This window comes from Streptomyces sp. NPDC048461, assembly GCF_055587105.1.
In genome coordinates, this window is sequence record NZ_JBVJGW010000020.1 from 97,348 (window position 1) to 119,511 (window position 22,164).

Below are 22,164 nucleotides of genomic sequence, written 5' to 3' on the forward strand. Positions count from 1 at the left end.
CCCTGCGTAGGTTTCTCCCCGTCGAAGGAGCATGCCGTGGCCCTGTCCCGAACCGACCGTGAGCTCTTCCTCGCCGAGCCCCATGTGGCCGCGCTCGCCGTGAGCGCGGGCCCGGACGGTGACCGCGCACCGCTGACGGTCCCCATCTGGTACCAGTACGCTCCCGGCGGCGACGTCTGGATCATGACCGGCCGGGACTCACGCAAGGCCGAACTGATTCGGGCGGCAGGCCGGTTCAGCCTGATGGTCGACCGTCTGGAGCCGACGATCCGCTACGTGTCGGTCGAGGGCTCGGTGGTGTCGACCGAGCCGGCGGTGCGCGAACAGCTGGTGGAGATCTCCTCGCGGTACCTGCCGGCGGAGAAGGTGGACGCCTACGTCGACTTCGCCTGGAAGGACCACGGCGAGCAGATCGTGTTCCACATGCGCCCGGAGCGGTGGCTGAGCTCGGACCTCGGCAAGGTCTGACCCCTCCCCCGCTCCCCCGCCCCGCCGGGTCGACCCGCCCGGCCCACGCCGTCCCCGACGGCCTCCCGGACCGACGGCACCGGGAGGCCGTCCCCCCGGCCGCCGCCGGGCACGGCGTCGTCTCGGCCCACGGGCGGCGGCGACCACCGGACGGTCTTCGCCCGGGCCGCACTCGACCCGGACTTCGCCGAGTCGCGGGCTCCGCGCGCCGCAACCGGAGGAAAACCCCCCGCCGCGCAGGGGCCGGGCTCGTTACCATCGCCCGGTGCACCCCGAACCCCGCGCCTGGTCCCCCTATCCGAAGATCCCGGCGGACCGCCGGCTCGGGGAGGCGCGCGGGCGGAGCTGGGTCGCCCACGAGAAGGTCCACGGCGCCAACTTCGCCGTCGTGTGCGACGCGGAGGGCGCGCACCCCGCCAAGCGGCGCGAACTGCTCGGCGACGGCGGACTGGACGACTTCTTCGGCGTGGGCCGGATCTGGCCCGCCCTCGCGGTCGCCGCGACGCACTGCGCACGGATCCTGCGCGAACGCAGCGGGGCGGAGGCCTCGGCGGTGGTGACCGTCTACGGGGAACTCGCGGGTGGCCGCTACCCCCACCCCGACGTGCCGCGGGCGCCGGGCGCCGAACCCGTGCAGACCGGCGTCTGGTACTCCCCCGAGCTGCTGTGGCTCCCGTTCGACGCGACCGTCGCCACCGGCGACGGCCCGTGCTGGGTCTCCGACCGGACGCTGCGCGCCGCCGCGGCCGTCGCCGGGCTCCACTGCGCCCCCCTGCTGGCCGAGGGGTCGCTCGCCCGGCTGCAGGAGCTCCCGGTGGTGTTCCCCACCGTGCTTCCGGGACTGCTGGGGCTGCCCGCGCTGCCGGACAACCTCGCGGAGGGGCTGGTGGTCAAACCCGCCGGGGAGTCGGCGGGGCCCGCGCGCCCCATGGCCAAGTTCAAGCAGCCCGCCTTCGCGGAGGACGAGCGGTTCGACGGTTCGCGCCCCTACCGGGCGCCCGCCGCAGGCGCGGCCGGAGTACCCGGCTGGCTGCTCGCCCACGGAACCGGCCTGCTGACCCCCGCCCGCGCGGCGTCGGCCGTGAGCAAGCTGGGGCCGCGCACCCCGGTGGCGGAGGTGGCCGCCGAGATCGCCCGGGACGCGGCCGAGGAGACGGCCGAGCGGGTGGGCGGGCTCGACGGGGCCGAGCGGGCCGCACTGGAGTCGTCGCTGCGGTCCGGAGCCGCGGCACTGGCCCGGTTGGACGCGCACGGCCGGGGCGCCTGAGCGCCGGTACGGTCACGGTACGGAACGCGGCTGCGGGACGCGGTACGGAAGGCGGTCGCGGGGACCGCCCCGTTCACGCGACGTCCCGCCACCGGATGGCGGGTCAGACCTTCCTGACCACGCTGGACTTGAGCTGCATGGCGCCGAACCCGTCGATCTTGCAGTCGATGTCGTGGCCGTCGACCCCGTCGACGAGGCGGATGTTGCGCACCTTGGTGCCCGCCTTGATGCCCGACGGGCTGCCCTTCACCTTCAGGCCCTTGACGACGGACACGGTGTCCCCGTCGGCGAGCACGTTGCCGACCGCGTCCTTGACGACCCGCTCACCGGAGGAGGCGTCGGCCTCAGCGGAGACGCGGGGCCACTCGTGCGCGCACTCGGGGCAGACCAGCAGCGCGCCCATCTCGTAGGCGTAGGCACTGGAACAGGCGGGGCACGGGGGCAAAGGAGTCTCGGTCACGCAAACAGTGTATTTCAGGCCACCGGTCCGGAGGTTCCCGCCCGGGTGCCTCCGAGGTCCCGGAGCCGCCCCGCCACGGCGGCGCGGCCCGGGCCTGCCCTGCGACCGGGGTCAGAACGCGAAGACGGAGTTCCCGTTCAGGGTCGCGGACATGGCGCAGGAGTTCGAGAAGGTGTGCTTCCAGGCGATCCGGCTGCCCTGCCACACGCCGTCCGCGGTGACGGTGACCGGGTCGTAGTGCATCGGGCAGGCGCGGTCCGGGTCCGGGGCGGCGAGCAGGCCGTCGAAGGCTCCGGCCGTGGCGTTCAGGGCGGCGCAGGCGGCCTGGGGGTCGGGGTGCGTCCCCCCGGCGGTCGGGGCGCAGCTGAGGGTGGACGCCCGGACGACGGTGGCCGTGACGTCGTCCCCCTGGGCGACGGTGAAGACCATGGCGGACGGGGCGTACAGGCTCGTGGGCCGGGCCTCGGCCAGGCCGGTGGCGCCGGCGAGACAGAGGAGGGCGGCGGCGGAAACAGCGGCGGCGCGGTAACGCACGACAAGCTCACTTTCGATTCGTTGGTTGAACGCGATTCTTCGTTTCGATTTCGCGCTCACATGCGAGCAAGTCTGGCGGATCCAAAGGGGAGTTACGCCCACGCGATCGATTTACGGACACACCGTCCGCATAGCGGCAACCGAATGGCCGTTCGGCCAGCTCACGCAGGGTGCGACCCCTGCGTAGTCGGGCGCGGACAGGGGGTGATCACCGTGCCGACGTGCCCGGTTGCGCGCGCTGACCTGCGGCCCGCCGCGCCCGGTTCACCGAACGGCCACCCAGCTTGACCGGATCTCTCCGTTCGAAGGGCGCCGGAGGGCGCGGGGCTGGCCGCGGTGACACCGTGCGGGCGGGCGGCAGCCGTCAGCCCGCCAGCTCTCCCAGCAGGGCCCAGGTGCGGCGCCGGTCGTCCTCCCCGGCCAGGTCGGTCCCCGAGAACACCACCTCCGTCGCCCCCGCGTCCCGGTAGCGACGCACCTCGGCCGCGACCGCCTTCTCGTCGCCGATCACGGCCACGTCGCCGGCCCGCGCCGCTCCGGCGAGCTCCAGTACCCGGGCGTAGGACGGGAACTGCTCGTAGAACGCGAGCTGTTCGGCGGCCGTCCGGCGCGCGGCGTCGGCGTCGTCGGTGACCACGCCGTGGACCATGGCCACGATCCGCGGTGCCGGTCGTCCCGCCGCCTCGGCCGCCGCGGTGACCGCGGGGACGATGTGCTCGGACAGGACGCGGGGTCCGGCGAGGTAGGGAAGGATCCCGTCGGCCAGTTCGCCGCTGACGCGCAGCGCCTGCGGGCCCATCGCGGCGACCAGGAGCGGTACGCCCCCTTCGGCCCCCGGCACGCGCGCGGGCAGCGGCGTCGTCGCGGTGAGCAGCTCGCCGTGGAAATCCGAGGTGCCGGTCTCGGTCAACTGCCGCAGCGCGGTGAGGAACTCGCGCAGCCGGGCGATGGGGCGTTCGAAGGGGATGCCGAAGCCCGTCTCGGTCAGGAGCTTGGTGCCGAGGGCGAGCCCGAGGTGGTAGCGGCCGTGCGTCGCCGCCTGCGCGGTCTGGGCCTGGCTGGAGACGAGCAGCGGATGGCGGCCGAAGACGGGGATCGCGGAGGTGCCGACCTGCAGGTCCGGCACCTCCCTCCCGACGATGGCGGCGAGCTGCGCGGAGTCGGCGCCGAAGGTCTGCCCGAACCAGGCGGACCGCAGCCCCGCGGCAGCGGCCTCCCGGGCGAGGCGCACGGTGGCGTCGATCTGGTTTTCCGGACCGGATGCGTGAAGTGCCAATCCCACAGTCATGTCAGGCAGAACGACGGCCCGCCGGCGGCCCATTCCGGTTCCCGTGTGACGGTTTCCTGTCGGCAGTGTGTACGCGGCCCACCGGCCGTCAACCGGCCCCGGGGGGCGGAGACCCGAGCGGTAGACGAGGAGTGCCACGTCGTTCGGGCGGCCCGCTCAGGGCTTGGGGGCCCCTGCGCGCGCCGCCTGGACGGTGGGGAACAGCCGCAGGACGTCCTCCACGCAGACCAGCCGGAACAGGCGGGTGACCACGGGGGAGGGCGCCGCGATCCGGAGGTCGACCCGTCGGTGCGTGGTGAGCATCAGACGCAGGAACGAGGAGTCGCCGAAGGTGATGCCGCCGGCGTCCAGGATCACCGCGGAGTGTCCGGCCGCGGCGGCTTCGAGTTCGGCCGTCAGCGCGCCGATGGTGTCGGCGTCGAGGTCCCCGTGCGGGGCGACGACGGGCAGTGCGGGAGGGTCGGCGCTTGTCGGCATGGGCCGATTATGCCGAAGACCGGCCGCGGCGGCCGCGGCGCGGGCGGAGCCGCGTCACGGCCAACCCGGGAGCTCCTTGCGGAGCATGAGTTCGAGCTCGGTCAGCGGATCGCCGGGGCCGAGGCGCTCGGGGTGGCCGGGCGGCGGCCCTTGCGGACCGGAGCAGGCGGGCGGCGACGGCACCGGGGGGATCCACATCCCTCCTGCGGCGACGATCCACTCCCCCAGGACTTTCAGACAGCGCGACATGTACGAGGACATTCGCGGAGCTTCCCCGGCCCCTCCAAAGCCAGGCCAAAATGCCAGCTCAACGCGATGGCCGGGGCCGGATCCCACCGCGCGGAACAACGCTTCCCAGCCGATTGGTTCCGGCCAATCGCCCTACGTACGTGCTTTCCCCGATGCGTGGACAGGGCAGGTCTCCGACAGTGAGGCCGGAGGGACACGAAAGTGTGTTCCCACAACGTCACGGGGGAATCGATGCGCTACGAACTGCTGGGTCCTCTTCTCGTCTCGAACGGGTCGGCCCACCATTCCCTCAGTGCTCCGAAGATGGAGATGACACTGGCCACGCTCCTCATCGCGGCCGGGCGCGTCACCACCAAGGACCAGCTGGTCTCCGAACTCTGGAGCACGGAGCCGCCACGGCGGGCCTCGGCGGCCGTCCACGTCTACCTGTCCCAGCTGCGCAAGTTCCTCGTGTCCGCGGGCGATCACGCGGGCGACGCCATCGTGACCAAGCCGTCCGGCTACGTGCTGCGCCTGGGCGGCGCCACGTACGACGTCGACGACTTCCAGGAGCTGACCCGCACCGGCCGCGCGCGGCAGCACGCGGGCCAGTACGAGGCGGCGCTGGAGGCCTTCGAGCGCGCCCTGCTCCTGGTCCGCGGGCCGGTGCTCGACGGCACCGCCGAGGGCCCCGCCCTGTCGGCCTTCGCCACCTGGGTCGAGGAGGAGCGGCTGGACTGCCTGGAGCTGTCCGTCGAGGCGCGGACCGCGCTGGGCCGGCACCGCGAGGTCATCAGCCTGCTGCACGGACTCATCGCCCAGTACCCGCTGCGCGAGTCCTTCTACCGGCAGCTGATGCTGGTGCTCTACCGCTCGGAACGGCAGGCCGAGGCCCTGCGGGTCTTCCGCTCGGCCCAGAAGGTGCTGCGGGCCGAACTGGGCCTGGAGCCCTGCCGCTCGCTGCGCCGGCTGCACCAGGCGATCCTGACCTCCGACCGGCTCCTCGACCTTCCGCTGGCCGGCTGACATGGGACAGGAGCTCCGCGAGGGCCGCACGGACGCCGTGGACCACCGGGCGCCGGAGGAGAACACCGCCGCCGAGACGTGGCTGCGGCGGTTCCACCCCGCCGCCGGCGCCGCGGCCGAGCTGGTCTGCTTCGCGCACGCCGGCGGGTCGGCCGCCTACTGGTTCGCACTGTCGCGCCTCCTCACCCCGGCCGTCGAGGTGCTGGCCGTCCAGTACCCGGGGCGGCAGGAGCGCCACCGCGAGACCCCCGCCGACGATCTGCACGTGCTGGCCGACCGGATCGCGGCGGCGCTGCTCCCCCGTGACGGCGGGCCGGGCCCGCGCCCGCGGCTGTTCCTCGGGCACAGCATGGGCGCGTCGCTGGCGTACGAGGTGGCCGTACGGCTGGCCTCGACCCCGGGCGCCGGTCCGGCCGCGCTGCTGCTCTCCGGACGCCGGGCGCCGTCGCGGCTCCGGCCCGGGGCGGACCGGCTGAGCGACGACCGGGCCCTGGTGGCCAAGGTGCGCTCGCTCGGCGGCACCGGCTCGGACCTGCTCGAAGACCAGGAGATGCTGGGCCTGGTCCTGCCGGTGCTGCGCGCCGACTACCGGGCGCTGGCCTCGTACGAGCCGACCGGCGGCACGCCGCTGACGTGTCCGGTGATCGGGCTGGCCGGCGACCGGGACCCGGAGGCCCTGCCCGGGGAGGTGCGGGCCTGGGGCGCCCACACCAGCGGCCCGTTCGAGCTGCGCGTCTTCACCGGCGGTCACTTCTTCCTCACCGAGCACGTGGCGGCGGTGGCGGACCTGGTCTCCGGCCTGCTCCCGGGACCCGCGTCCGGCGCCGGCCACGGTTCCGGGCCCGCTGCCGGTCCGGCCGCCGGACCCGCCCGGGGACTGCCGGGGACGCGGACGTGAGCGGCAGCATGCTCGCCATCAGCGACCTCCACGTGGCCTACGAGGAGAACGGCGCGGCGCTCGACGCCCTGCGCCCCCGGCACCCGGACGACTGGCTGCTGGTGGCGGGTGACGTCGGCGAGATCCTGTCCGACGTGGAGGACGCGCTGCGGCTGCTGAGCGAGCGGTTCGCCAAGGTCGTCTGGGTCCCCGGCAACCACGAGCTCTGGTCGCACCCCCGCGACCCGGTCACCCTCCGGGGCGTGGCCCGGTACGAGCGCCTCGTCTCCCTCTGCCGCGCGCTGGGGATCGTCACGCCCGAGGACCCCTTCCCCGTGTGGGAGGGGCCCCGGGGGCCGGTGACGGTGGCGCCGCTGTTCGTCCTGTACGACTACACGTTCCGCCGGCCCGGGCTGCGCGACGAGCGGGAGGCCCTGGAACTGGCCGCCGAGAACGGGGTGGTGTGCACCGACGAGGCCCTGCTGCACCCCGAGCCGTACGCCGGCGCGGCCGACTGGTGCCGGGCCCGGCTGGAGGTGACCCGACGCCGGCTCGACGCGCTCGGCCCCGGGGTGGACACCGTGCTGGTCAACCACTTCCCGCTGGTGCGCGAGCCCACGCGGGTGCTGCGCCACCCCGACTTCGCCCTGTGGTGCGGAACGGAGGAGACCGCCGACTGGCACGTGCGCTACCGGGCCGCGGCCGTGGTCTACGGCCACCTGCACATCCCCCGGACGACGTGGCACGACGGCGTCCGCTTCGAGGAGGTGTCGATGGGCTATCCCCGCGAGTGGCGCCGCCGCGGAGCCCGGCCCGCCGGGCCCCGGCTGATCCTGACGGGGCGCCGCGACACCGCCCGGGGCGCCCCGTGATCCGGCCACTGCTGCCGCCCTGGGCGGTGTCGGCCGAGGCGTACGGGGACCCGCCCGGGGCCCGGCTGCACCCCGCCGAGGAGGCCGTGGTCGCCCGGGCCGTCGCCTCGCGGCGCCGCGAGTTCACCACCGTGCGCCACTGCGCGTCGCTGGCCCTCGGGGAACTGGGCGTGCCGTACGCGCCGTTGCTGCCGGGACCGCGCGGGGCCCCCGGCTGGCCGGACGGTGTCGTGGGCAGCATGACGCACTGCCGGGGCTACCGGGCGGCCGTGGTGGCCCGGGCCCGCGACGCCGTGGCGCTCGGGGTGGACGCCGAGCCCGACGAGCCGCTGCCCGGCGGCCTGCTGGAGGCGGTCGCGCTGCCCCGGGAGCGGGAGCGCGTCCTCGCGCTGCTGGCCCGGCGTCCGGGACCGCGCTGGGACCGGCTGCTGTTCAGCGCCAAGGAGGCCGTGTACAAGGCCTGGTTTCCGCTCACCGGGCAGCTGCTGGACTTCGACGAGGCGGAGGTGGTCTTCGACCCCGCGCGCCACGGCTTCCGCGCCGCCCTGCTGGTGCCCGGGCCGGTGGTGGACGGGCGGGAGGTGCGCGCGTTCGACGGGCGCTGGGCGGCCGGGCGCGGCCTGCTGGTGACCGCCGTCGCCGTGCCTCAGCCGGCCAGTGCGACGAGCCGGGCCAGTTCGGCGCGCGAGGTGACCCCCAACTTGCTGTAGATCCGGGTGAGATGGGCCTCCACCGTACGGTGGCTGACGGTCAGCCGCAGCGCGATCTCCTTGCTCTTGCAGCCTTCTCCCGCGAGCGCGGCCACCTCCTTCTCCCGCAGGGTGAGGTCGGCGAGGGCGCCCTCCGGCCGGCCGTCCGGTTCGGCGCCGCCGACGGAGCGGACGCCGCGGACCGGCTCCCGGGTGAGCTCTCGCGCCAGTTCCCGCGCCCGCGCGCCCGCGGGGCTGTCCGGGCCCAGGAGCTCGATCGCCTCCTCGTAGCACCGGGCCGCCTCTGCCGTCCGGCGCCTGCTCACCAGGGCGTGGCCGCGGGCCATGAGCGCGTGACCGCTCTGCTCTGCGATGCCGACGGCGGCCGCCGCGTCCGCCGAGTGGGACGCCCACGCGGCGATGCCCGCGGCGTCCGTGCCGGCGGCCTCCGGGCCCACGGTGACGGCGGCCGCCGCCAGCAGTTCGTAGCCGCGGGCGGCGAGGACCGCCACCGGTTCGCAGACGCGCCAGGCCTCGCGGTGCGGCAGCAGCAGGGCGAACGCGGCCGCGCCGTCCCCGGCCGCGAGGTACGCCTCGGCCTGCAGCAGGGAGTTGAGGGGGGTGCGCGCGGAGTCCAGCGGATCGCCCGCGTCCGGGAGGGCGGTGCGCACCCGCGGACCCCCGCGGCCGAGCTGGGCCCAGGCGGCCGCGGTGATGGCGTCCGACAGGCCGACGTGGTCGTCGCGGCCGGCCGCCTTCGCCACGTCCCGGCACTCCTGTGCGGCGGCGAGCGCGTCGGGCATCCGGCCGGACTGGTAGTGGACGTATCCGAGGGTGTCCAGGAGCGGCGCCATCAGGTGGGTCTCCCCACCGGTCCGTGCGGCGGCCAGCGCGCGCTCCGCGTGGCCGTGCGCGGGCCCGTACCAGCCCATGAGCGCTTCCGCCCAGCTCAGCAGGAGCAGGAGCGTGCTCTCCTGCTCGTCGGCGGGGCGGCCGTCGTCGAGTTCGTCGAGGGTCTGGGCGGCGGCCACCAGGGCCCACTCCGCGGCGCAGGTGTCGCCCGCGACGACCGCGCACAGGCCGCGCAGGGCCAGCGCCCCGGCCGCGGTGACCGGAGCGGCTCCGGCCGTGGCCCGTACGAGCGCCTCGACGTCGGCTCGGGCGGGCACCTGGCCGGCCAGCACCTTGGCCACCTGCTGGCGGACCTGGAGCAGGGCCACCGACTCGGGGTCCGGCGCGGTGTCGGAGGACAGCTCGGCGGAGAGTTCGGCGGCGATCAGGCCCTGGGCGTCCTCGTCGCGTCCGAGGGCGGCCAGTACGGCGGCGAAGTACGCCACCGTGCCGGCGCGGGCGGGTCCGGTCCGCCCGGCCGGGCCCGCGAGGACCTCCCGGACGAGCAGGCGGACCCGCTCGGCGTCGCCGCGTGCGGCGAGGTGCTGGACCACCGCCTGCCACAGTTCGGCGGCGACGGGTTCGGCGGGCGGTGCGGCCGGCGTGCCGTCGGCCCGCTCGGCGGCCGTCGCCTGCGCGGCGCGGTCGAGCCGGATCGCCACGGTCAGCCAGTGCGCCGCCGTGGCGGGCCGGCCCAGGTGCAGGGCGGTCCGGGCGGCGGTGACGAGGTCGCGCCGGTCGGCGCCGCCCGCGCCGGATCCGACGCGTTCGATGTGCGGGGCGAGTTCGGTCGCGGGGGCGCCCAGCGCCCGCAGGCAGGCCAGGGCCCGCCAGTGGGCGCCGGCCCGCCAGCAGGCGTCGGTCTCCTCGTACAGACCGCGGCGCAGCAGGGGGTGGCGCAGAGCCAGCAGTCCCGGGGTGGTGGCCGGGCGCACCAGGTCGCGGCGGCGCAGCCGGCCCAGGATGGCGCAGCACTCGGTCCGGGGAACGGCGGCGACCTCGGCGACGGCGTCGACGGTGAAGGGGTCGCCGAGCACCGCCGCGGCCTGGAGGACCGTCCGGGTGACCGCGTCGAGCGGGCCGAGTTCGGCGTGCAGCTGCACCGCGAGGCCGCTCGCGGCCCGGTGCCAGCTGTCGGGCGCCTCCGCGGGCCCCCGTTCGGCGTCGGCCAGGGCCAGCAGGTACAAGGGGATTCCGGCGGCCCGTTCCCGCAGGTCGGCGAGGCCGGGGCCGTCGGGGGCGGCGCGCAGCAGGGTGGCGCTCTGCGCGAGGTCCAGGCCGGGGAGTTCGACGAGGTCGACGATCCCCTGCTCGACCCCCTCGTGGAGGGCGGCCCGTACTCCGGCGGGCATCTGTCTCGGCCGGTGGGCCACGACCACGGCCAGGCCGCCGGGCACCGGCCAGTGGATCAGCGTTTCGAGGAGTTCGGCGGTGCCGGCGTCCGCCCAGTGGTAGTCGTCGAGGACGAGGAGCACGCCGCCGGGGACGGTGGCCAGGCAGGCGCCGATCAAGTGGCGCAGGCCGGCGTAGTAGCGGCAGCGGGCACCCGTGTCCGGGTCGTTCGCGTCGGGGCCCTCCCCGAGGGCCCGGATCAGTTCGGTCGCCTCCGGCAGCGGCAGGCCCGTGGCGTCCTGGGCCTGCCACGCGGAGAGGGCCTGGATGAAGGGGCGGTACGGGACCGCCGAATCGACCTCGGAGCAGCGGCCGCGCAGGACCCGCAGGCCCCGGTGCTCGGCCTCCCGGGCCAGGGCCGTCAGCAGGCGGGTCTTGCCGGTGCCCGGGTCTCCGGCAACCTCCGCCGCCGCACAGTGCCCTGCGCGCGCCGCGTCCAGGGTCCGCTCCAGACGCTCCAGTTCCGCCCTGCGGACGGTTGCGGGTGTCGGCTTTCGGTCAGCGGTGCTGGCTGGCACGGCATGTCTCCTTCCCAGCGGGGACGGGGATCGGACTCGTCCGGCGGACAGCGTACGAGACCAATTCAAGCCTCAACCGGCTTGTAACAGAAGGTTCATGGGGATCGGGGCGGGTCCTCGCCCCGGCAGGACTTAGGGCTGCTTTAGAGGCCGGGCCGAGCCTGGTGGTCCGCCGGCCGGTGCCCTGCCCCGCCGGGGTGCCGGACCCATCGTGCCCAGAGGAGTCGCCAGTGCCCACGCTTCGGGACCATCCTGACGGACGCGCCGTGCGGCGCGTGCCGATCGGGGACAGGACGGATCTGCTCGTCGACCTGGCGTCCGGGGAGCCGGTGCTGCGCCGCCTCGACCTGGTGGTCGCCGGAACCGGGCGGCACCTGCGGCTGGTGCGCGAGTTCCGCGGCGCCTCGCGCGCCGACGAGGGCTTCGGCCCGGGTTGGACCGTGTCGGCCGGCGACGGCGGCTCGGTCGACCGGGGCGCGGAGCCGGTGACCGTCACCGACGGCCAGGGCCGGGTCACCACCCTGCACCGGGACGGCGGGGGCCGGTTCGCCAAGCTGATCGATCCGTCCGGCGCGCAGACCGCCGCGTTCGCGTACGACACGGCCGGCCGGCTGGTGCGCGACGTGGACGCCGCGGGCGCCGCCACCGACCTCGCCTGGGACGACCGGGGGCGGCTGGTGGGGATCACCCCGGCGGACGGGGAGCCCGTTCACCTCGCCTACGCGGACGGCTCCGCGGTGGCCTCGGTGGGCTGGGCCGGGCCGGAGGGTCCGGTGCGCGTCGGCTTCGCGTACGAGCGGGGGCGCACCACCGTGACCGGGCCGACGGGCCGGAGCTCGGTGCACTCCTTCGACGCGGCCGGCCGGCCGGTCGCGGTGACCGACGCGCTGGGCCACACGGCCCGGCAGGAGTGGGACGACGGGGGGCGGCCCACCCGGTCGACCGACGCTGCGGGCGGCGAGCTGCTCCGCGGTCACGACGGCCGGGGGCGGCCGGTCTCGCTGCGGCTGCCGACGTCGGGTGTGTTCTCGGCGGCGTACGCCGATCCGGCGCACCCGGGGCTGGCGAGTTCGCTGCGGGATCCGGCCGGCCACGAGCTGCTGCTGGAGCGCGACGGCGCGGGCCGGGTGGTGAGCACCCGCGTCACCGGCCGGGAGTCGCCCCTCGACACCCGGGCGTACCACCCCGGCCACGGCCGGCTCACGGAGCTGACCGACGGCAACGGGGCGACCACGACGTTCCGCTACGACGACGCGGGCAACCTGGTCCGGGTGGTTCCGCCCGCACCGCTGGGGACCACCGTGTACGCCTACGACGCCCTGTCCCGCGTGGTGTCCGTGACGGCCGGCAACGGCCGTACCACGGGCTACCGGTACGACGCGGCGGGCCGGACCGCCGAGGTGGTCGACGAGGACAGCGGGGACACGCTGGTCTCGCTGTCCCACGACGGTCTGGGCCGGCCCGTGCGCAAATCGGGGCCCGGCTGGTCCTACGCGTTCGACTGGACCCGCACCGCGGGCGGCGACCGGCTGACGGGGGCCGTACGGACCGACGCGTCCGGATCCGTGGAGATCCGCGCGGGCTACGACGCGGAGGGGCTGCTGACCACCCTGGCCGCGCCGGGCGGCCAGGTCCTGTACGGGTACGACGCCGCGGGCCGCCCGGCCTCCGTCACCACCCCGGCGGGGAGCACGGCCCTGCTCGCGCACGACGCGGCCGGCCGGCTGACCTCGGTGGACTTCGGCCCGGCCGTCCAGGAGGTCACCTACGACGCCTCGGGCCGCCGGACCGCCCTGACCGTGCGCGACACGGCCGGGGAGGTGCTGCTCTCGGTCGAGTACGGGTACAGCGCGGGCGGCGGGGCCGACGGCGGCGTGCTGCGGCACACCGTCGTCGACGGGGAGTTCACCGGCTACGCCTACGACGCGCTGGGGCGCCTCGTCCGGGCCGGCGACGTGGAGTACGCCTACGACGCGGCGAACCACCTGGTGCGGCTGGGCGACGTCCGGTTCGACCTCAACGCGGCGGGTCAGGTGACCCTGTTCGGCGAGACCACCTTCGACTACGACGGGGCCGGCAACTTCACCGAGGAGGAGAACCCGACCGGGACCTTCTCCTACAGCCCCACCCAGCAGACGCTCACCGGGGTGTTCGGCGGGCAGCGGGTGGTGGACATCGCGTACGACGGGCTCGGCCACGAGACCCCGCGCCGGATCACCGAGACCACGGTCGACGGGCGGACGGTCACCCACGTCCTGACGCACAGCCACCTGGGGGTGGTCCGCGCCGCCGACGACGGGGTGGCCACCGACTTCGTCCGCACCGCGGACGGCGCCCTGCTGGCCGTGCTGACGGCCGACGGACGGCACTACTGGGCCGTCACGGACCAGCAGGGCTCGGTCCTCGCGCTGCTCGACGAGCAGGGGGCCGTCGCAGCCCGCTACCGCTACACCCCGCACGGCGCGGTGACGGCGACCGGGCCGGCGGCCGCGGTGAACCCCTTCCGGTACCGGGGCGCCTACCAGCTGCTGCGCAGCGCGCACGTCCTCGACCACCACCTCTACAACGGCTACTGGGGCCGCTTCACCCAGCCGGACCCGACCGGCCGCCAGTACGCGCCGTACACCTTCGCCGACAACGACCCGCTGAATAGCGGGACCTGGACGCGCGGCAGCTTCTGGGCGGTGCTGACCCGGGCGCACGGGCCCGTCACCGACGCCTTCTTCCCCTCGCCCGGCGCTCCCGCGCACGCCGACGGCCCGTTCACCGGGCCGTTCACGGGGACGGGCACCAGCCCGGACCGGCCTCCGCTGGTCGCCGGGGACCTTCCGTCCCGGACCGTGTGACACCGCTTCCCTCCCGAACCCGTTCCCCGCACCGACGAGTACCCCGTACCGACAAGGAGACAGGCCCATGGCAGACCAGATCGTGATCCGCGTGCCCAAGGAGATCGTCGTCAAGGTGGTCGACGACGTGGAGGTGTCGGATCCGCAGATCGGGCAGACCGGCACGTTCGACGACGAGCTGTACGACGAGTCGGGCAAGCTCATCGGCACCTCGCACGGCTCGTTCCGGATCGCGTACGTGCGCCCCGACGACGGCGGCCTGCTGACGTACTACACCGAGGACATCACCCTCGACGACGGCACCATCCATGCCGAGGGCTGGGCCGACTTCAACGACGTGCGCACCAGCGAGTGGGTGTATTACCCGGCCACCGGCACGGGCGGCCGGTACGAGGGGCTGACCGGGTTCCGGAAGTGGCGGATGACCGGGGTCCGGGCGTCCGCCGAGGCCCGGATCCTGCTGTCGGACTGACGTCCGGCCCGGCCGGTGACGACGCGACGTGACGTGACGCTATGAGGAGAGAGCACTGATGACCGGTCGGGACGTACACATCCTCTCGGCGGCCTCCGCGCTGCCGGGGCCCGCCGTGGACAACGCCGCGCTGGCCCGGCGGTTCGGCATGGACCCGCTGTGGGAGCAGTGGGTCGAGGCCTTCATCGGCACCCGGTCCCGCCACCTGGCACTGGACCTGGAGACGGGCAGGCTCACCAGTTCCCTGGCGGACCTGGCCGAGGAGGCGGGGCGGCGGGCGCTGGACGCGGCCGGGCTCACGGCGCGGGACGTGGACGCGGTGGTGCTGGGCACCGCCACCCCGGACCGGCTGATGCCGGCCACGGTCAACATCGTCGCGGACCGGCTCGGTATCGACGGGGTCCGGACCTTCCAGCTGCAGTCGGGCTGCTCCGGTGCGGTGCAGGCGCTCGACGTGGCCCGGCAGATCCTGCTGAGCGGGAGCGGCCGCCGGGTCCTGGTGCTGGGGGGCGACGTCATCGCCCGCTTCTACGACGTGACCGCCGACCTGCGCCGGGCCGCTCCCGCCGAGCTGGTCAACTACGTGCTGTTCGGAGACGCGGCGGGCGCCGCCGTGCTGTCCACCGAGCCCGGTCCGGGGCCGGGCTCGGCGCGGGTGCGGAGCCTGTTCACGCGGCTGGTCGGGCTGGGCCGGGAGCCCGGCGCGGTCCTGGAGTGGTACGGACCGGCCGACGACCGGGACGCCGGCGGGCCGGCCGCGAGCGAGGACTACAAGGCCATCGAGGAGCACGTTCCGGTGATGGCCGAGGAGGTGCTGGCCGAGCTGCTGGACGAGGCGGGCTGGAAGCCCGGCGACGTCGACCTGCTGCTGCCGCCGCAGCTGTCGGGCCGGATGACCCGGCTGATATCCCAGCGGCTGGCCCTGCCCGCCGCGGAGGACGTGTCCGTGGTGGACGAGGCGGGCAACAGCGGCAACGCGATCGTCTTCCTCCAGCTGGAGCGCGCGCTCGCCGGGCTGCTGGGCCCGGGCCGGCGCGCGGTCGGCATCTCCATCGAGTCCAGCAAGTGGATCAAGTCCGGTTTCGCGCTGGAGGGGAACTGAGATGGCGGCGGACTCGCTGGCCGCACTGCACCGCGCGGGCCACCTGGCCGAGCGCTATCCGGCCGTCCAGGGCCTGCTGGCCCAGGTGCCCGACGGGGAACTGATCAAATACGGGCGGCTGTTGGCGCGGCTGGATCCGCAGGAGGTGCTGGAGGCCCATCCGGCCGTACCGGCGCCCGTCGTCGCCGTCACGGGCCACGGCACGCTCGCGGCGCTCGTACCGGCGCTCACCGCCGAGTTCGCCCGGCACGGGCTGCTGGCCCGGGTGCGGCTCTCGGAGTTCGACAGCTGGGTCTTCGACCTGGCCGACCCGGACAGCTCCCTGTACGCCGCCCGGCCCTCGCTCGCCCTGTGCGTGCTGGACCCCGCGGTGGTCACGGACGAACTGCCGCTGCCGTGGGGGGTGGCGGACGTGGAGCGGGTGCTCGCGGAGAAGCTGGCCCTCGTGGAGCGGGCCGCCGCGGTGTTCGCCGGCGCCGCGCACGGCGCCACCCTCGTGCTGAACACCCTGCCGCTGCCGCGGGAGCTGACCGCCCAGCTGGTCGACCTGCGCTCCCGGGCGCGGCTCGGCGTGCTGTGGCGGGAGGCGAACGTACGCCTGCTGCGGCTGTCCGAGGAGCGGTCCGAGGTGGTGACGGTGGACCTCGATCCGCTGCTCGCCGAGGGGGTGGCCGCCCGTGACGTGCGCCAGAGCGTGTACGCCCGGGCACACCTGTCCGAGCCGCTGCTCGCCGCGTACGCCCGCGAGGTCGGCCACCTGGGCCGGCAGTCGGCCGGCGGGGGCAAGAAGGTGCTGGCCCTCGACCTCGACAACACGGTGTGGGGCGGGGTGCTGGGCGAGGTCGGACAGGAGGGCATCGAGGCGGACGGCGGGTACCGCGGCGGGGCCTTCCACCGGTTCCAGCGGGTGGCGAAGCAGCTCGGGTCGCAGGGCGTGCTGCTGGCCGCGGTCAGCAAGAACGACCTGGAACCGGTGGTCAGGGCGCTGCGCGAGCATCCCGGGCTGGCGCTGCGCGAGGAGGACTTCGTCCGGATCAAGGCCAACTGGCTGCCCAAGCACGACAACCTGACCGCTCTGGCGAGCGAGTTGAACGTGGGCGTGGACAGCATCGTGTTCGTCGACGACAGCTCCTTCGAGTGCGGCCTGGTACGCCGGGAGCTGCCCGGAGTGGCCGTGGTCCAGGTCGACGAGGAGCCGGCGCTGCACGTGCGGCGGCTGCTGGCCGAGGGCTGGTTCGACGTGCGCCGGCTGACCGCCGAGGACCTGGCGCGGCCCGCGCTCTACCGCCAGGAGCAGGCCCGGCAGGACTTCCTGGACTCCTTCGACTCGCTGGAGGGCTACCTGCGGGAGCTGGACATCGCGGTGACCGTGGCCGCGGCGGAGCCGGCCCAGTACGCCCGGGTGTCGCAGCTGACGCTGCGCACCAACCAGTTCAACCTGACCACCCGCCGGCTCCAGCCCGCCGAGGTCGAGGCGCTCGCCGACGATCCCTCGGCCTCGGTGCTCACCGTGTCCTCCTCGGACCGGTTCGGGGACAACGGGCTGGTGGGAGCGGTTCTGCTGCGCCGCGACGGGGACACCTGGCACATCGACAACTTCCTGCTGAGCTGCCGGGTGTTCTCCCGCGGCATCGAGGCGGCGGTGCTGGCGGCCGTGCTGGAGCACGCGCGCGGCCACGGCGCGGCGCAGGTGCTCGCGGGCTACCGGCGCACCGCGAAGAACGGCAAGGTGGCCGACTTCTACCCGCGGTCGGGCTTCACCACCGTGGCGTTCGACGAACGGTCGGCCGCCTACCGGCACGGCCTGGACCCGCTCCCGCGGCCCGCGGACCACATCCGTCTGACCGCGCGGTTCGAGACCGCGCTCCTGGAAGGGAACCCCTCGTGAAGACCGTGGAGGACTTCGTCCTGCTGTTGCAGGACGAACTCGCCCTGTCCGTGAGCGCCGAGGACCTGGACCGCGGCCTGGACGCCGTCGAGTCCTGGGACTCCGTGCACCTGCTCGCGCTGTGCACCGCCCTGGAGCGGGAGACCGGCCGGCCGCTGTCGCTGGCCGCCGTCCTGGAGGCGCCGACGCTGGAGGCGCTGTACCTGCTGGCGGTGGCGCCGTGACGCAGGCCCGTACGGACACCGCGGCCGACGCCCCGGGCAGGCCGCTCCCCCGCCAGCGCCACCACACGCTGTTCTTCCTGGAGGTGGTCCGCGACTTCTCGCCCGTCTACCTCGACACCGAGGTCGACATGAGCCGGGTGCTGGCCCACCGCGCCGCGGCCCTGGAGGCCGACGGCGTCCGGTACGGGACCACCGCGTACGTCCTGCGCGCCGCGGGCCGGGTGCTGGCGCGGCACCCGGACGCGAACGCGGCGGTCCAGGGCGGCCGGGGGCGGCCGCGCGTCGCGCACTACCCGTTCGTGAACGGAAAGCTCGCCCTGGACCGGGTGCTGGACGGCCGGCGGGTGGTGCTGGGGACCGTCGTACCGGGGTTGCAGGAGGCGGAACTGCCCGCCATCCAGGCGCATCTGGAACGGGTCCGGGACGGGGACGCGGACCGGCTGGAGGACTTCGAGGGGATCCGCGCCCTGCACCGGCTGCCCTGGCCGGAGGGGCGGCGCGCGTTCCGCCGGGCGGCCGGGTCGCTGGCGCTGCGGCCCCATCTGACCGGGACCTTCTCGGTGACGTCGCTGGGGCACCGCGCGGTGGACTCCTTCCATTCGGTGGGCGGCACGACGACCACGTTCGGCGTCGGCCGGATCCTGGACCGGCCCGTCGTACGGGACGGGGAGGTCACCGTCGCCCCGGTGGCGCGGCTGAGCCTGGCGTTCGACCACCGGGCGATCGACGGCGCGGAGGCCGCCGACGTGCTGACCGAGGTGAAGGAGGCGCTGGAAAGCGCATGAACGACATCGCCGAGCTGAAGAACTTCGTGGTGGCGCACACCCGCTCCCAGGGGCTGCCGCCCGAGCACTACGATCCGCTGCTGGCCCGCGTCCGGCACGACCGGGACGGGGAGCCCGGCTCCTGGGCGCACGAGTGGAGCGCGGAGGGCGCCCGTCTGGCGGACGCCGGGAAGCTCCTGGAAGCATCCGTGCACTACAACATGGCCCGCTTCCCCTTCGTGGACGGCCCCGTCCGGGCCGCGGCCCTGGAGCGGTGCACGGGTACGTTCGGGGAGTGGGCGGCCGCGTTCCCCGCCCTGCGGCGACTGGACGTGGAGCTGCCCGGGGGCCGGATCCGGTGCTGGACCACCGGTCTGGACGAGGAGGTGCCGCGGCCCCTGCTGGTGATGACGGGCGGCATCGTGTCGGTCAAGGAACAGTGGGCGCCGGTGCTGCTGCAGCTGGGGCAGCTCGGCTTCGCGGGTGTGGTGACGGAGATGCCGGGCGTCGGTGAGAACACCCTGCCGTACGACGCGGACAGCCACCGGATGTTCTCCGCCGTGCTCGACGCCGTCGGCGACCGGGCGGACACCTCGCGCACCTTCGCCCTGGCGCTGAGCTTCAGCGGACACCTGGCCCTGCGGGCGGCCCTGTCGGACCGCCGGATCAGGGGCGTGGTGGGTGCGGGAGCCCCACTGCACGACTTCTTCACCGACACCGAGTGGCAGCGGGGGGTCCCCCGGGTGACCACGGACACGCTGGCCCACCTGGCCCGTACCACGCCCGGGGAGGTCTACGGGCTGGTCAAGGACTGGGCGCTGACTCCCGCGGAGCTGTCGGCGCTGGACATCCCGGTCGCGCACGTGACCAGCCTGCGCGACGAGATCATCCCGCCGGGCGACGCGCTGCTGCTGCGCGAGCGGGTGCGATCGGTGCGGCTGCTCGCCCACGACGACGTACACGGGTCCCCGCTGCACTTCGCGCAGACCCGGCTGTGGACGCTGTTGTCGGTGCTGCGGATGCGCGGCGGGTACGGGGAGCAGCGGATCGCGCTGACCCGGGAGTTCGCGCGGCTGCGCTACGCGCCGGCGGTGCGGCCGTGAGCGCGCCGGCGCCGGCGGGTTCCCGGTGTCTGCGCAGCGTGCTGGGGCGGTTCGCGACCGGGGTGGTCGCGGTCGCGTCGGGGGATCCGCGGACGGGTGAGCGGGCCGGTCTGGTCGCGAACTCGTTCTGTTCGGTCTCGCTGGATCCGCCGCTGGTCTCTTTCTGCGTCGCGCACACCAGCGGCAGCTGGCCGCGGATCCGGGCGGCCGGGCCGCTGGGGATCACCATCCTGGGGGCGGACCAGCGGGAGGCGGCGTCGCGGCTGGCGGTGAGCGGTTCGGACAAGTTCCGGGGACTGCCGTGGACCGTGTCGCCGGGTGGCGCGCCGGTGCTGGAGGGCGGGCTGGCCTGGCTGGAGTGCGCGATCGAGGCGGAGCACCCGGCGGGCGACCACGTGATCGTGGTCGCCCGGGTGCTCCGCCTCGACGCGTCGCGGGAGGGGGAGCCGCTGCTGTTCTTCCGGGGCGAGTTCGAGCGGATCAGCCGGTGACGGGCCCCGCGCCGCCCGGCGCGCCGGTCGCGGTGTCGCCGGCGAAGGCGCGCAGGAAGGTGTCCACGCCCGCGGTGACGATGCGCCGGACCTGGTCCGGGTCGAGCGGCCGGGTGCCGAGGGCGCTCAGGCCCGGCAGCTCCTCGTAGACGAGGGCGATGAACTGGTTGGCGGCCCGCTCGGGGTCCTCGATCCGCAGGTGGCCGGCGTTGGCGAGGCGCGCGAGGCGGCCGGCGAGGGCGTCGGTGAACTGGTTGGGGCCGCTGGCGCGGACCTCGTCGAAGAGGTCGGGGAAGCGGACGGCCTCCGCGTACAGCAGCCGGCGCACCGACTCCGACTGTTCGTCGCAGTAGCAGTCGACCAGCTTGTGGGCCACGTCCTCCAGGCCCGGCCGCAGGGCGTCCGGGTCGGTGGGGAAGGCCTCCAGGACGTCGAGGGTCTTGGCGTTGGAGCGTGCCGCGGTCTCGGTCATCACGTGCCGGAAGAGGTTCTCCTTCGACCCGAGGTGGTTGTAGATCGTGGGCTTCGCGACCCCCGCCTCGGTGGCGATGAGGTCGATGCTCGCCTGGCTGTAGCCGACGCGGGCGAACACCCGCAGGGCCGCCTCCACGATGGCCCGGCGCTTGTCCATCCGGCCCCGGTCCACCGGGGCCTCTCTCGTTTTCGGGCTCTCGTTCGGGGTCTCGCCAACGCTCATGCCGCCATGCTACCGTCCCAACCATAAAAATGAACTACCTAGTTCAAATTGATGGGTTCACTGGTTCAAAGGAGTTTCCGTGTCGGTAGCAAAGACGGCGGAGAGCAACCCCGCCCGGCTCGATTCCGGGCTGCTCACGCTGCTCGGCGTGATGGTGCTCGGCGGGATGATGTCCTACCTGGACGCGACGATCGTCAACGTCGGCATCAGCACCCTGGGCGGCGAGTTCAACGCCACGCTCGCCACCATCGAATGGGTCACCACCGGCTATCTGCTCGCGGTCGCGCTCGCCATCCCGCTGGCCGGCTGGGCCCTGGTCCGGTTCGGCGCCAAGCGCATGTGGCTGCTCGGCCTCACCGTCTTCCTCCTCGGCTCCACGCTGTGCGCCTTCGCCTGGAACGCCGAGTCGCTGATCGCGTTCCGCGTGCTGCAGGGCCTCGGCGGCGGCATGATCGACCCGATCATGATGACCGTGGTGGCCGGCGCCGCCGGTCCGCAGCGCATCGGCCGGGTGATGGGCCTGATCTCCGTACCGATCACCCTCGGCCCGGTGGTCGGCCCGATCGTCGGCGGCCTGCTGCTGGACAGCCTCTCCTGGCAGTGGCTGTTCCTCGTCAACATCCCCTTCGCGCTCGCCGCGATCGTCCTGGCCGTCAAGGTGCTCCCCGCCGACCCGCCGCCCAGCGGGGACCCGGTGCCGCTCGACGTCGTCGGCGTGTTCCTGCTCTCCCCCGGCTTCGGCGCGCTCGTGTACGCCCTGTCGCAGGCGGGGGCGCACGGCTTCGGCAGCGTCCAGGTCGTCGTCGGACTCGCCGTGGGCGTCGCCCTCTTCGCCGGATACGCGGTGCACGCCCTGCGGACCGACAAGACGCCGCTGCTCGACCTGCGGCTGTTCTCCAGCAAGGGCTTCACAGCCAGCGTCACCACCATGTTCCTGCTCGGCGGCGGCCTGTTCTCCCTGCTGTTCCTGCTGCCGCTCTACTACCAGCAGGTGCAGGGGCACAGCGTGCTCCAGTCCGGTCTGCTGCTCGCGCCCCTCGGTCTCGGCACGCTGATCGGCATGCCGCTCGCCGGCAACCTCGCCGACCGGTTCGGCGCACGGATCCTGGTACCGGCCGGCTCGGTGCTCATCGGCGCCGGAGCACTCGTCTTCACCCAGTCCGGGCCCGGGACCTCACAGGTCCTGCTGACCGTCGCCCAGTTCGCCACGGGCTTCGGCATGGGCCTGGTCGGCGCGCCCACCATGGGCTCGGTGTACCGGACCGTGCCGGGCGACGCCGTCGCCGGAGCCACCGGCGCCGTGTTCATCCTCAACCAGATCGGCGCCTCGCTCGGCATCGCCGTGGTCGCGCTGATCCTCCAGGGCGGCGGAGCCCACACCACGCCCACGACCGAGACCTTCGCCAACGCCTTCTGGTGGCCCGTCGCCGCGGCCGTGGTGGTCTTCCTCGCCGGCCTGCTCCTGCCGGGCCGTCCGCAGCCGGCCCCCGAGGCCCCGGCGCCCGCCGCGGCCGAACCGGTGCCCGATCCGGCCTGACGCCGGACGGCTCCGCCCCGCCTCGCCCCGCCTCGCCCCGCCTCCGCTCCGGT

The 22,164-nt window shown here is 74.6% G+C and carries 22 protein-coding genes; 15 read left to right on the forward strand and 7 right to left on the reverse strand.

All coding sequences use genetic code 11. From position 1 onward, the window contains the following. Positions 1 to 36 precede the first annotated feature (36 nt). Positions 37 to 468 carry a pyridoxamine 5'-phosphate oxidase family protein gene (locus ACZ6S8_RS28985; protein WP_469460353.1) on the forward strand — a complete coding sequence of 144 codons (432 nt, stop codon included), beginning with the start codon at positions 37 to 39 and terminating at the stop codon, positions 466 to 468. A 265-nt stretch (positions 469 to 733) separates the two neighbouring features. Further along, the gene (locus ACZ6S8_RS28990; protein ID WP_469460354.1) at positions 734 to 1,735 is read left to right on the forward strand and encodes an RNA ligase family protein; all 1,002 of its coding nucleotides are present in this window, start codon (positions 734 to 736) and stop codon (positions 1,733 to 1,735) included. 103 nt (positions 1,736 to 1,838) lie between these two features. On the opposite strand, the gene ACZ6S8_RS28995 is transcribed toward ACZ6S8_RS28990, so the two are convergent. The 5 genes from ACZ6S8_RS28995 to ACZ6S8_RS29015 all read right to left on the reverse strand — a co-directional run bounded on the left by ACZ6S8_RS28995 (position 1,839) and on the right by ACZ6S8_RS29015 (position 4,755). Beyond that, positions 1,839 to 2,195, reverse strand: coding sequence for a zinc ribbon domain-containing protein YjdM (locus tag ACZ6S8_RS28995; RefSeq protein ID WP_469460355.1), 357 nt, complete (start codon positions 2,193 to 2,195; stop codon positions 1,839 to 1,841). 111 nt (positions 2,196 to 2,306) lie between these two features. Then, positions 2,307 to 2,729, reverse strand: a complete 423-nt coding sequence (locus ACZ6S8_RS29000; RefSeq protein WP_469460356.1) for a subtilase-type protease inhibitor — start codon at positions 2,727 to 2,729, stop codon at positions 2,307 to 2,309. Positions 2,730 to 3,093: 364 nt separating this feature from the next. Further along, positions 3,094 to 4,017 (reverse strand): TIGR03564 family F420-dependent LLM class oxidoreductase, encoded by a 924-nt coding sequence (locus ACZ6S8_RS29005; RefSeq protein WP_469460357.1) that lies wholly within the window; start codon positions 4,015 to 4,017, stop codon positions 3,094 to 3,096. A 156-nt stretch (positions 4,018 to 4,173) separates the two neighbouring features. Then, a complete protein-coding gene (locus ACZ6S8_RS29010) occupies positions 4,174 to 4,494 on the reverse strand; it encodes an STAS domain-containing protein (protein ID WP_469460358.1) in 321 nt (106 codons plus the stop codon). Between the two features lie 54 nt (positions 4,495 to 4,548). Further along, positions 4,549 to 4,755: a DUF6059 family protein gene (locus tag ACZ6S8_RS29015; protein WP_469460359.1), complete on the reverse strand. Its 207-nt coding sequence runs from the start codon at positions 4,753 to 4,755 to the stop codon at positions 4,549 to 4,551. Between the two features lie 291 nt (positions 4,756 to 5,046). Here ACZ6S8_RS29015 and ACZ6S8_RS29020 point away from each other — a divergent pair, with 291 nt between their 5' ends. The 4 genes from ACZ6S8_RS29020 to ACZ6S8_RS29035 are packed head-to-tail and all read left to right on the forward strand — an operon-like array spanning position 5,047 to position 8,207. Then, on the forward strand, positions 5,047 to 5,748 hold the full coding sequence (locus ACZ6S8_RS29020; RefSeq protein WP_469460360.1) for an AfsR/SARP family transcriptional regulator: 702 nt from the start codon (positions 5,047 to 5,049) through the stop codon (positions 5,746 to 5,748). A 1-nt stretch (position 5,749) separates the two neighbouring features. After that, positions 5,750 to 6,646 carry a thioesterase II family protein gene (locus tag ACZ6S8_RS29025; protein WP_469460361.1) on the forward strand — a complete coding sequence of 299 codons (897 nt, stop codon included), beginning with the start codon at positions 5,750 to 5,752 and terminating at the stop codon, positions 6,644 to 6,646. A gap of 8 nt (positions 6,647 to 6,654) precedes the next feature. Beyond that, positions 6,655 to 7,497, forward strand: a complete 843-nt coding sequence (locus tag ACZ6S8_RS29030; protein ID WP_469460392.1) for a metallophosphoesterase family protein — start codon at positions 6,655 to 6,657, stop codon at positions 7,495 to 7,497. After that, positions 7,494 to 8,207, forward strand: coding sequence for a 4'-phosphopantetheinyl transferase family protein (locus ACZ6S8_RS29035; protein ID WP_469460362.1), 714 nt, complete (start codon positions 7,494 to 7,496; stop codon positions 8,205 to 8,207). Before ACZ6S8_RS29030 ends, ACZ6S8_RS29035 begins: the two co-directional genes overlap by 4 nt. Here ACZ6S8_RS29035 and ACZ6S8_RS29040 read toward each other — a convergent pair. Then, entirely contained in the window at positions 8,144 to 10,987 is a 2,844-nt protein-coding gene (locus ACZ6S8_RS29040) for an ATP-binding protein (protein WP_469460363.1), read from the reverse strand. The genes ACZ6S8_RS29035 and ACZ6S8_RS29040 overlap by 64 nt on opposite strands. Before the next feature lie 230 nt (positions 10,988 to 11,217). On the opposite strand from ACZ6S8_RS29040, the gene ACZ6S8_RS29045 reads away from it, so the two are divergent. The 8 genes from ACZ6S8_RS29045 to ACZ6S8_RS29080 all read left to right on the forward strand — a co-directional run bounded on the left by ACZ6S8_RS29045 (position 11,218) and on the right by ACZ6S8_RS29080 (position 19,877). Next, positions 11,218 to 13,833 (forward strand): DUF6531 domain-containing protein, encoded by a 2,616-nt coding sequence (locus ACZ6S8_RS29045; protein ID WP_469460364.1) that lies wholly within the window; start codon positions 11,218 to 11,220, stop codon positions 13,831 to 13,833. Positions 13,834 to 13,900: 67 nt separating this feature from the next. Beyond that, on the forward strand, positions 13,901 to 14,305 hold the full coding sequence (locus tag ACZ6S8_RS29050) for an allene oxide cyclase barrel-like domain-containing protein (RefSeq protein ID WP_469460365.1): 405 nt from the start codon (positions 13,901 to 13,903) through the stop codon (positions 14,303 to 14,305). Positions 14,306 to 14,363: 58 nt separating this feature from the next. After that, positions 14,364 to 15,407 (forward strand): 3-oxoacyl-ACP synthase III family protein, encoded by a 1,044-nt coding sequence (locus ACZ6S8_RS29055; RefSeq protein ID WP_469460366.1) that lies wholly within the window; start codon positions 14,364 to 14,366, stop codon positions 15,405 to 15,407. A 1-nt stretch (position 15,408) separates the two neighbouring features. Next, positions 15,409 to 17,295 (forward strand): HAD-IIIC family phosphatase, encoded by a 1,887-nt coding sequence (locus ACZ6S8_RS29060; RefSeq protein ID WP_469460367.1) that lies wholly within the window; start codon positions 15,409 to 15,411, stop codon positions 17,293 to 17,295. Next, positions 17,292 to 17,519, forward strand: a complete 228-nt coding sequence (locus ACZ6S8_RS29065; RefSeq protein ID WP_469460368.1) for a phosphopantetheine-binding protein — start codon at positions 17,292 to 17,294, stop codon at positions 17,517 to 17,519. Before ACZ6S8_RS29060 ends, ACZ6S8_RS29065 begins: the two co-directional genes overlap by 4 nt. Further along, on the forward strand, positions 17,516 to 18,304 hold the full coding sequence (locus ACZ6S8_RS29070; RefSeq protein WP_469460369.1) for a 2-oxo acid dehydrogenase subunit E2: 789 nt from the start codon (positions 17,516 to 17,518) through the stop codon (positions 18,302 to 18,304). The genes ACZ6S8_RS29065 and ACZ6S8_RS29070 overlap by 4 nt, the downstream gene beginning before the upstream one ends. Beyond that, positions 18,301 to 19,386 (forward strand): alpha/beta hydrolase, encoded by a 1,086-nt coding sequence (locus tag ACZ6S8_RS29075; protein WP_469460370.1) that lies wholly within the window; start codon positions 18,301 to 18,303, stop codon positions 19,384 to 19,386. Before ACZ6S8_RS29070 ends, ACZ6S8_RS29075 begins: the two co-directional genes overlap by 4 nt. Beyond that, positions 19,383 to 19,877, forward strand: coding sequence for a flavin reductase family protein (locus tag ACZ6S8_RS29080; RefSeq protein WP_469460371.1), 495 nt, complete (start codon positions 19,383 to 19,385; stop codon positions 19,875 to 19,877). The genes ACZ6S8_RS29075 and ACZ6S8_RS29080 overlap by 4 nt, the downstream gene beginning before the upstream one ends. Here the strand turns inward: ACZ6S8_RS29080 and ACZ6S8_RS29085 are convergent. Continuing rightward, positions 19,867 to 20,574, reverse strand: a complete 708-nt coding sequence (locus ACZ6S8_RS29085; RefSeq protein ID WP_469460372.1) for a TetR/AcrR family transcriptional regulator — start codon at positions 20,572 to 20,574, stop codon at positions 19,867 to 19,869. The two genes, ACZ6S8_RS29080 and ACZ6S8_RS29085, sit on opposite strands and share 11 nt — an antisense overlap. A gap of 79 nt (positions 20,575 to 20,653) precedes the next feature. On the opposite strand from ACZ6S8_RS29085, the gene ACZ6S8_RS29090 reads away from it, so the two are divergent. Then, positions 20,654 to 22,111 (forward strand): DHA2 family efflux MFS transporter permease subunit, encoded by a 1,458-nt coding sequence (locus ACZ6S8_RS29090; protein WP_469460373.1) that lies wholly within the window; start codon positions 20,654 to 20,656, stop codon positions 22,109 to 22,111. Positions 22,112 to 22,164: the final 53 nt, after the last annotated feature.

Excerpts from the sequence above, each read along its gene's own strand:
- ACZ6S8_RS29015 (WP_469460359.1), bottom strand. The coding sequence starts at position 4,755 with ATGTCCTCGTACATGTCGCGCTGTCTGAAAGTCCTGGGGGAGTGGATC.
- ACZ6S8_RS29025 (WP_469460361.1), top strand. The coding sequence starts at position 5,750 with ATGGGACAGGAGCTCCGCGAGGGCCGCACGGACGCCGTGGACCACCGG.
- ACZ6S8_RS29010 (WP_469460358.1), bottom strand. The coding sequence starts at position 4,494 with ATGCCGACAAGCGCCGACCCTCCCGCACTGCCCGTCGTCGCCCCGCAC.
- ACZ6S8_RS29075 (WP_469460370.1), top strand. The coding sequence starts at position 18,301 with ATGAACGACATCGCCGAGCTGAAGAACTTCGTGGTGGCGCACACCCGC.
- ACZ6S8_RS29085 (WP_469460372.1), bottom strand. The coding sequence starts at position 20,574 with ATGAGCGTTGGCGAGACCCCGAACGAGAGCCCGAAAACGAGAGAGGCC.
- ACZ6S8_RS29060 (WP_469460367.1), top strand. The coding sequence starts at position 15,409 with ATGGCGGCGGACTCGCTGGCCGCACTGCACCGCGCGGGCCACCTGGCC.
- ACZ6S8_RS29050 (WP_469460365.1), top strand. The coding sequence starts at position 13,901 with ATGGCAGACCAGATCGTGATCCGCGTGCCCAAGGAGATCGTCGTCAAG.
- ACZ6S8_RS29030 (WP_469460392.1), top strand. The coding sequence starts at position 6,655 with ATGCTCGCCATCAGCGACCTCCACGTGGCCTACGAGGAGAACGGCGCG.
- ACZ6S8_RS29005 (WP_469460357.1), bottom strand. The coding sequence starts at position 4,017 with ATGACTGTGGGATTGGCACTTCACGCATCCGGTCCGGAAAACCAGATC.
- ACZ6S8_RS29055 (WP_469460366.1), top strand. The coding sequence starts at position 14,364 with ATGACCGGTCGGGACGTACACATCCTCTCGGCGGCCTCCGCGCTGCCG.
- ACZ6S8_RS29020 (WP_469460360.1), top strand. The coding sequence starts at position 5,047 with ATGGAGATGACACTGGCCACGCTCCTCATCGCGGCCGGGCGCGTCACC.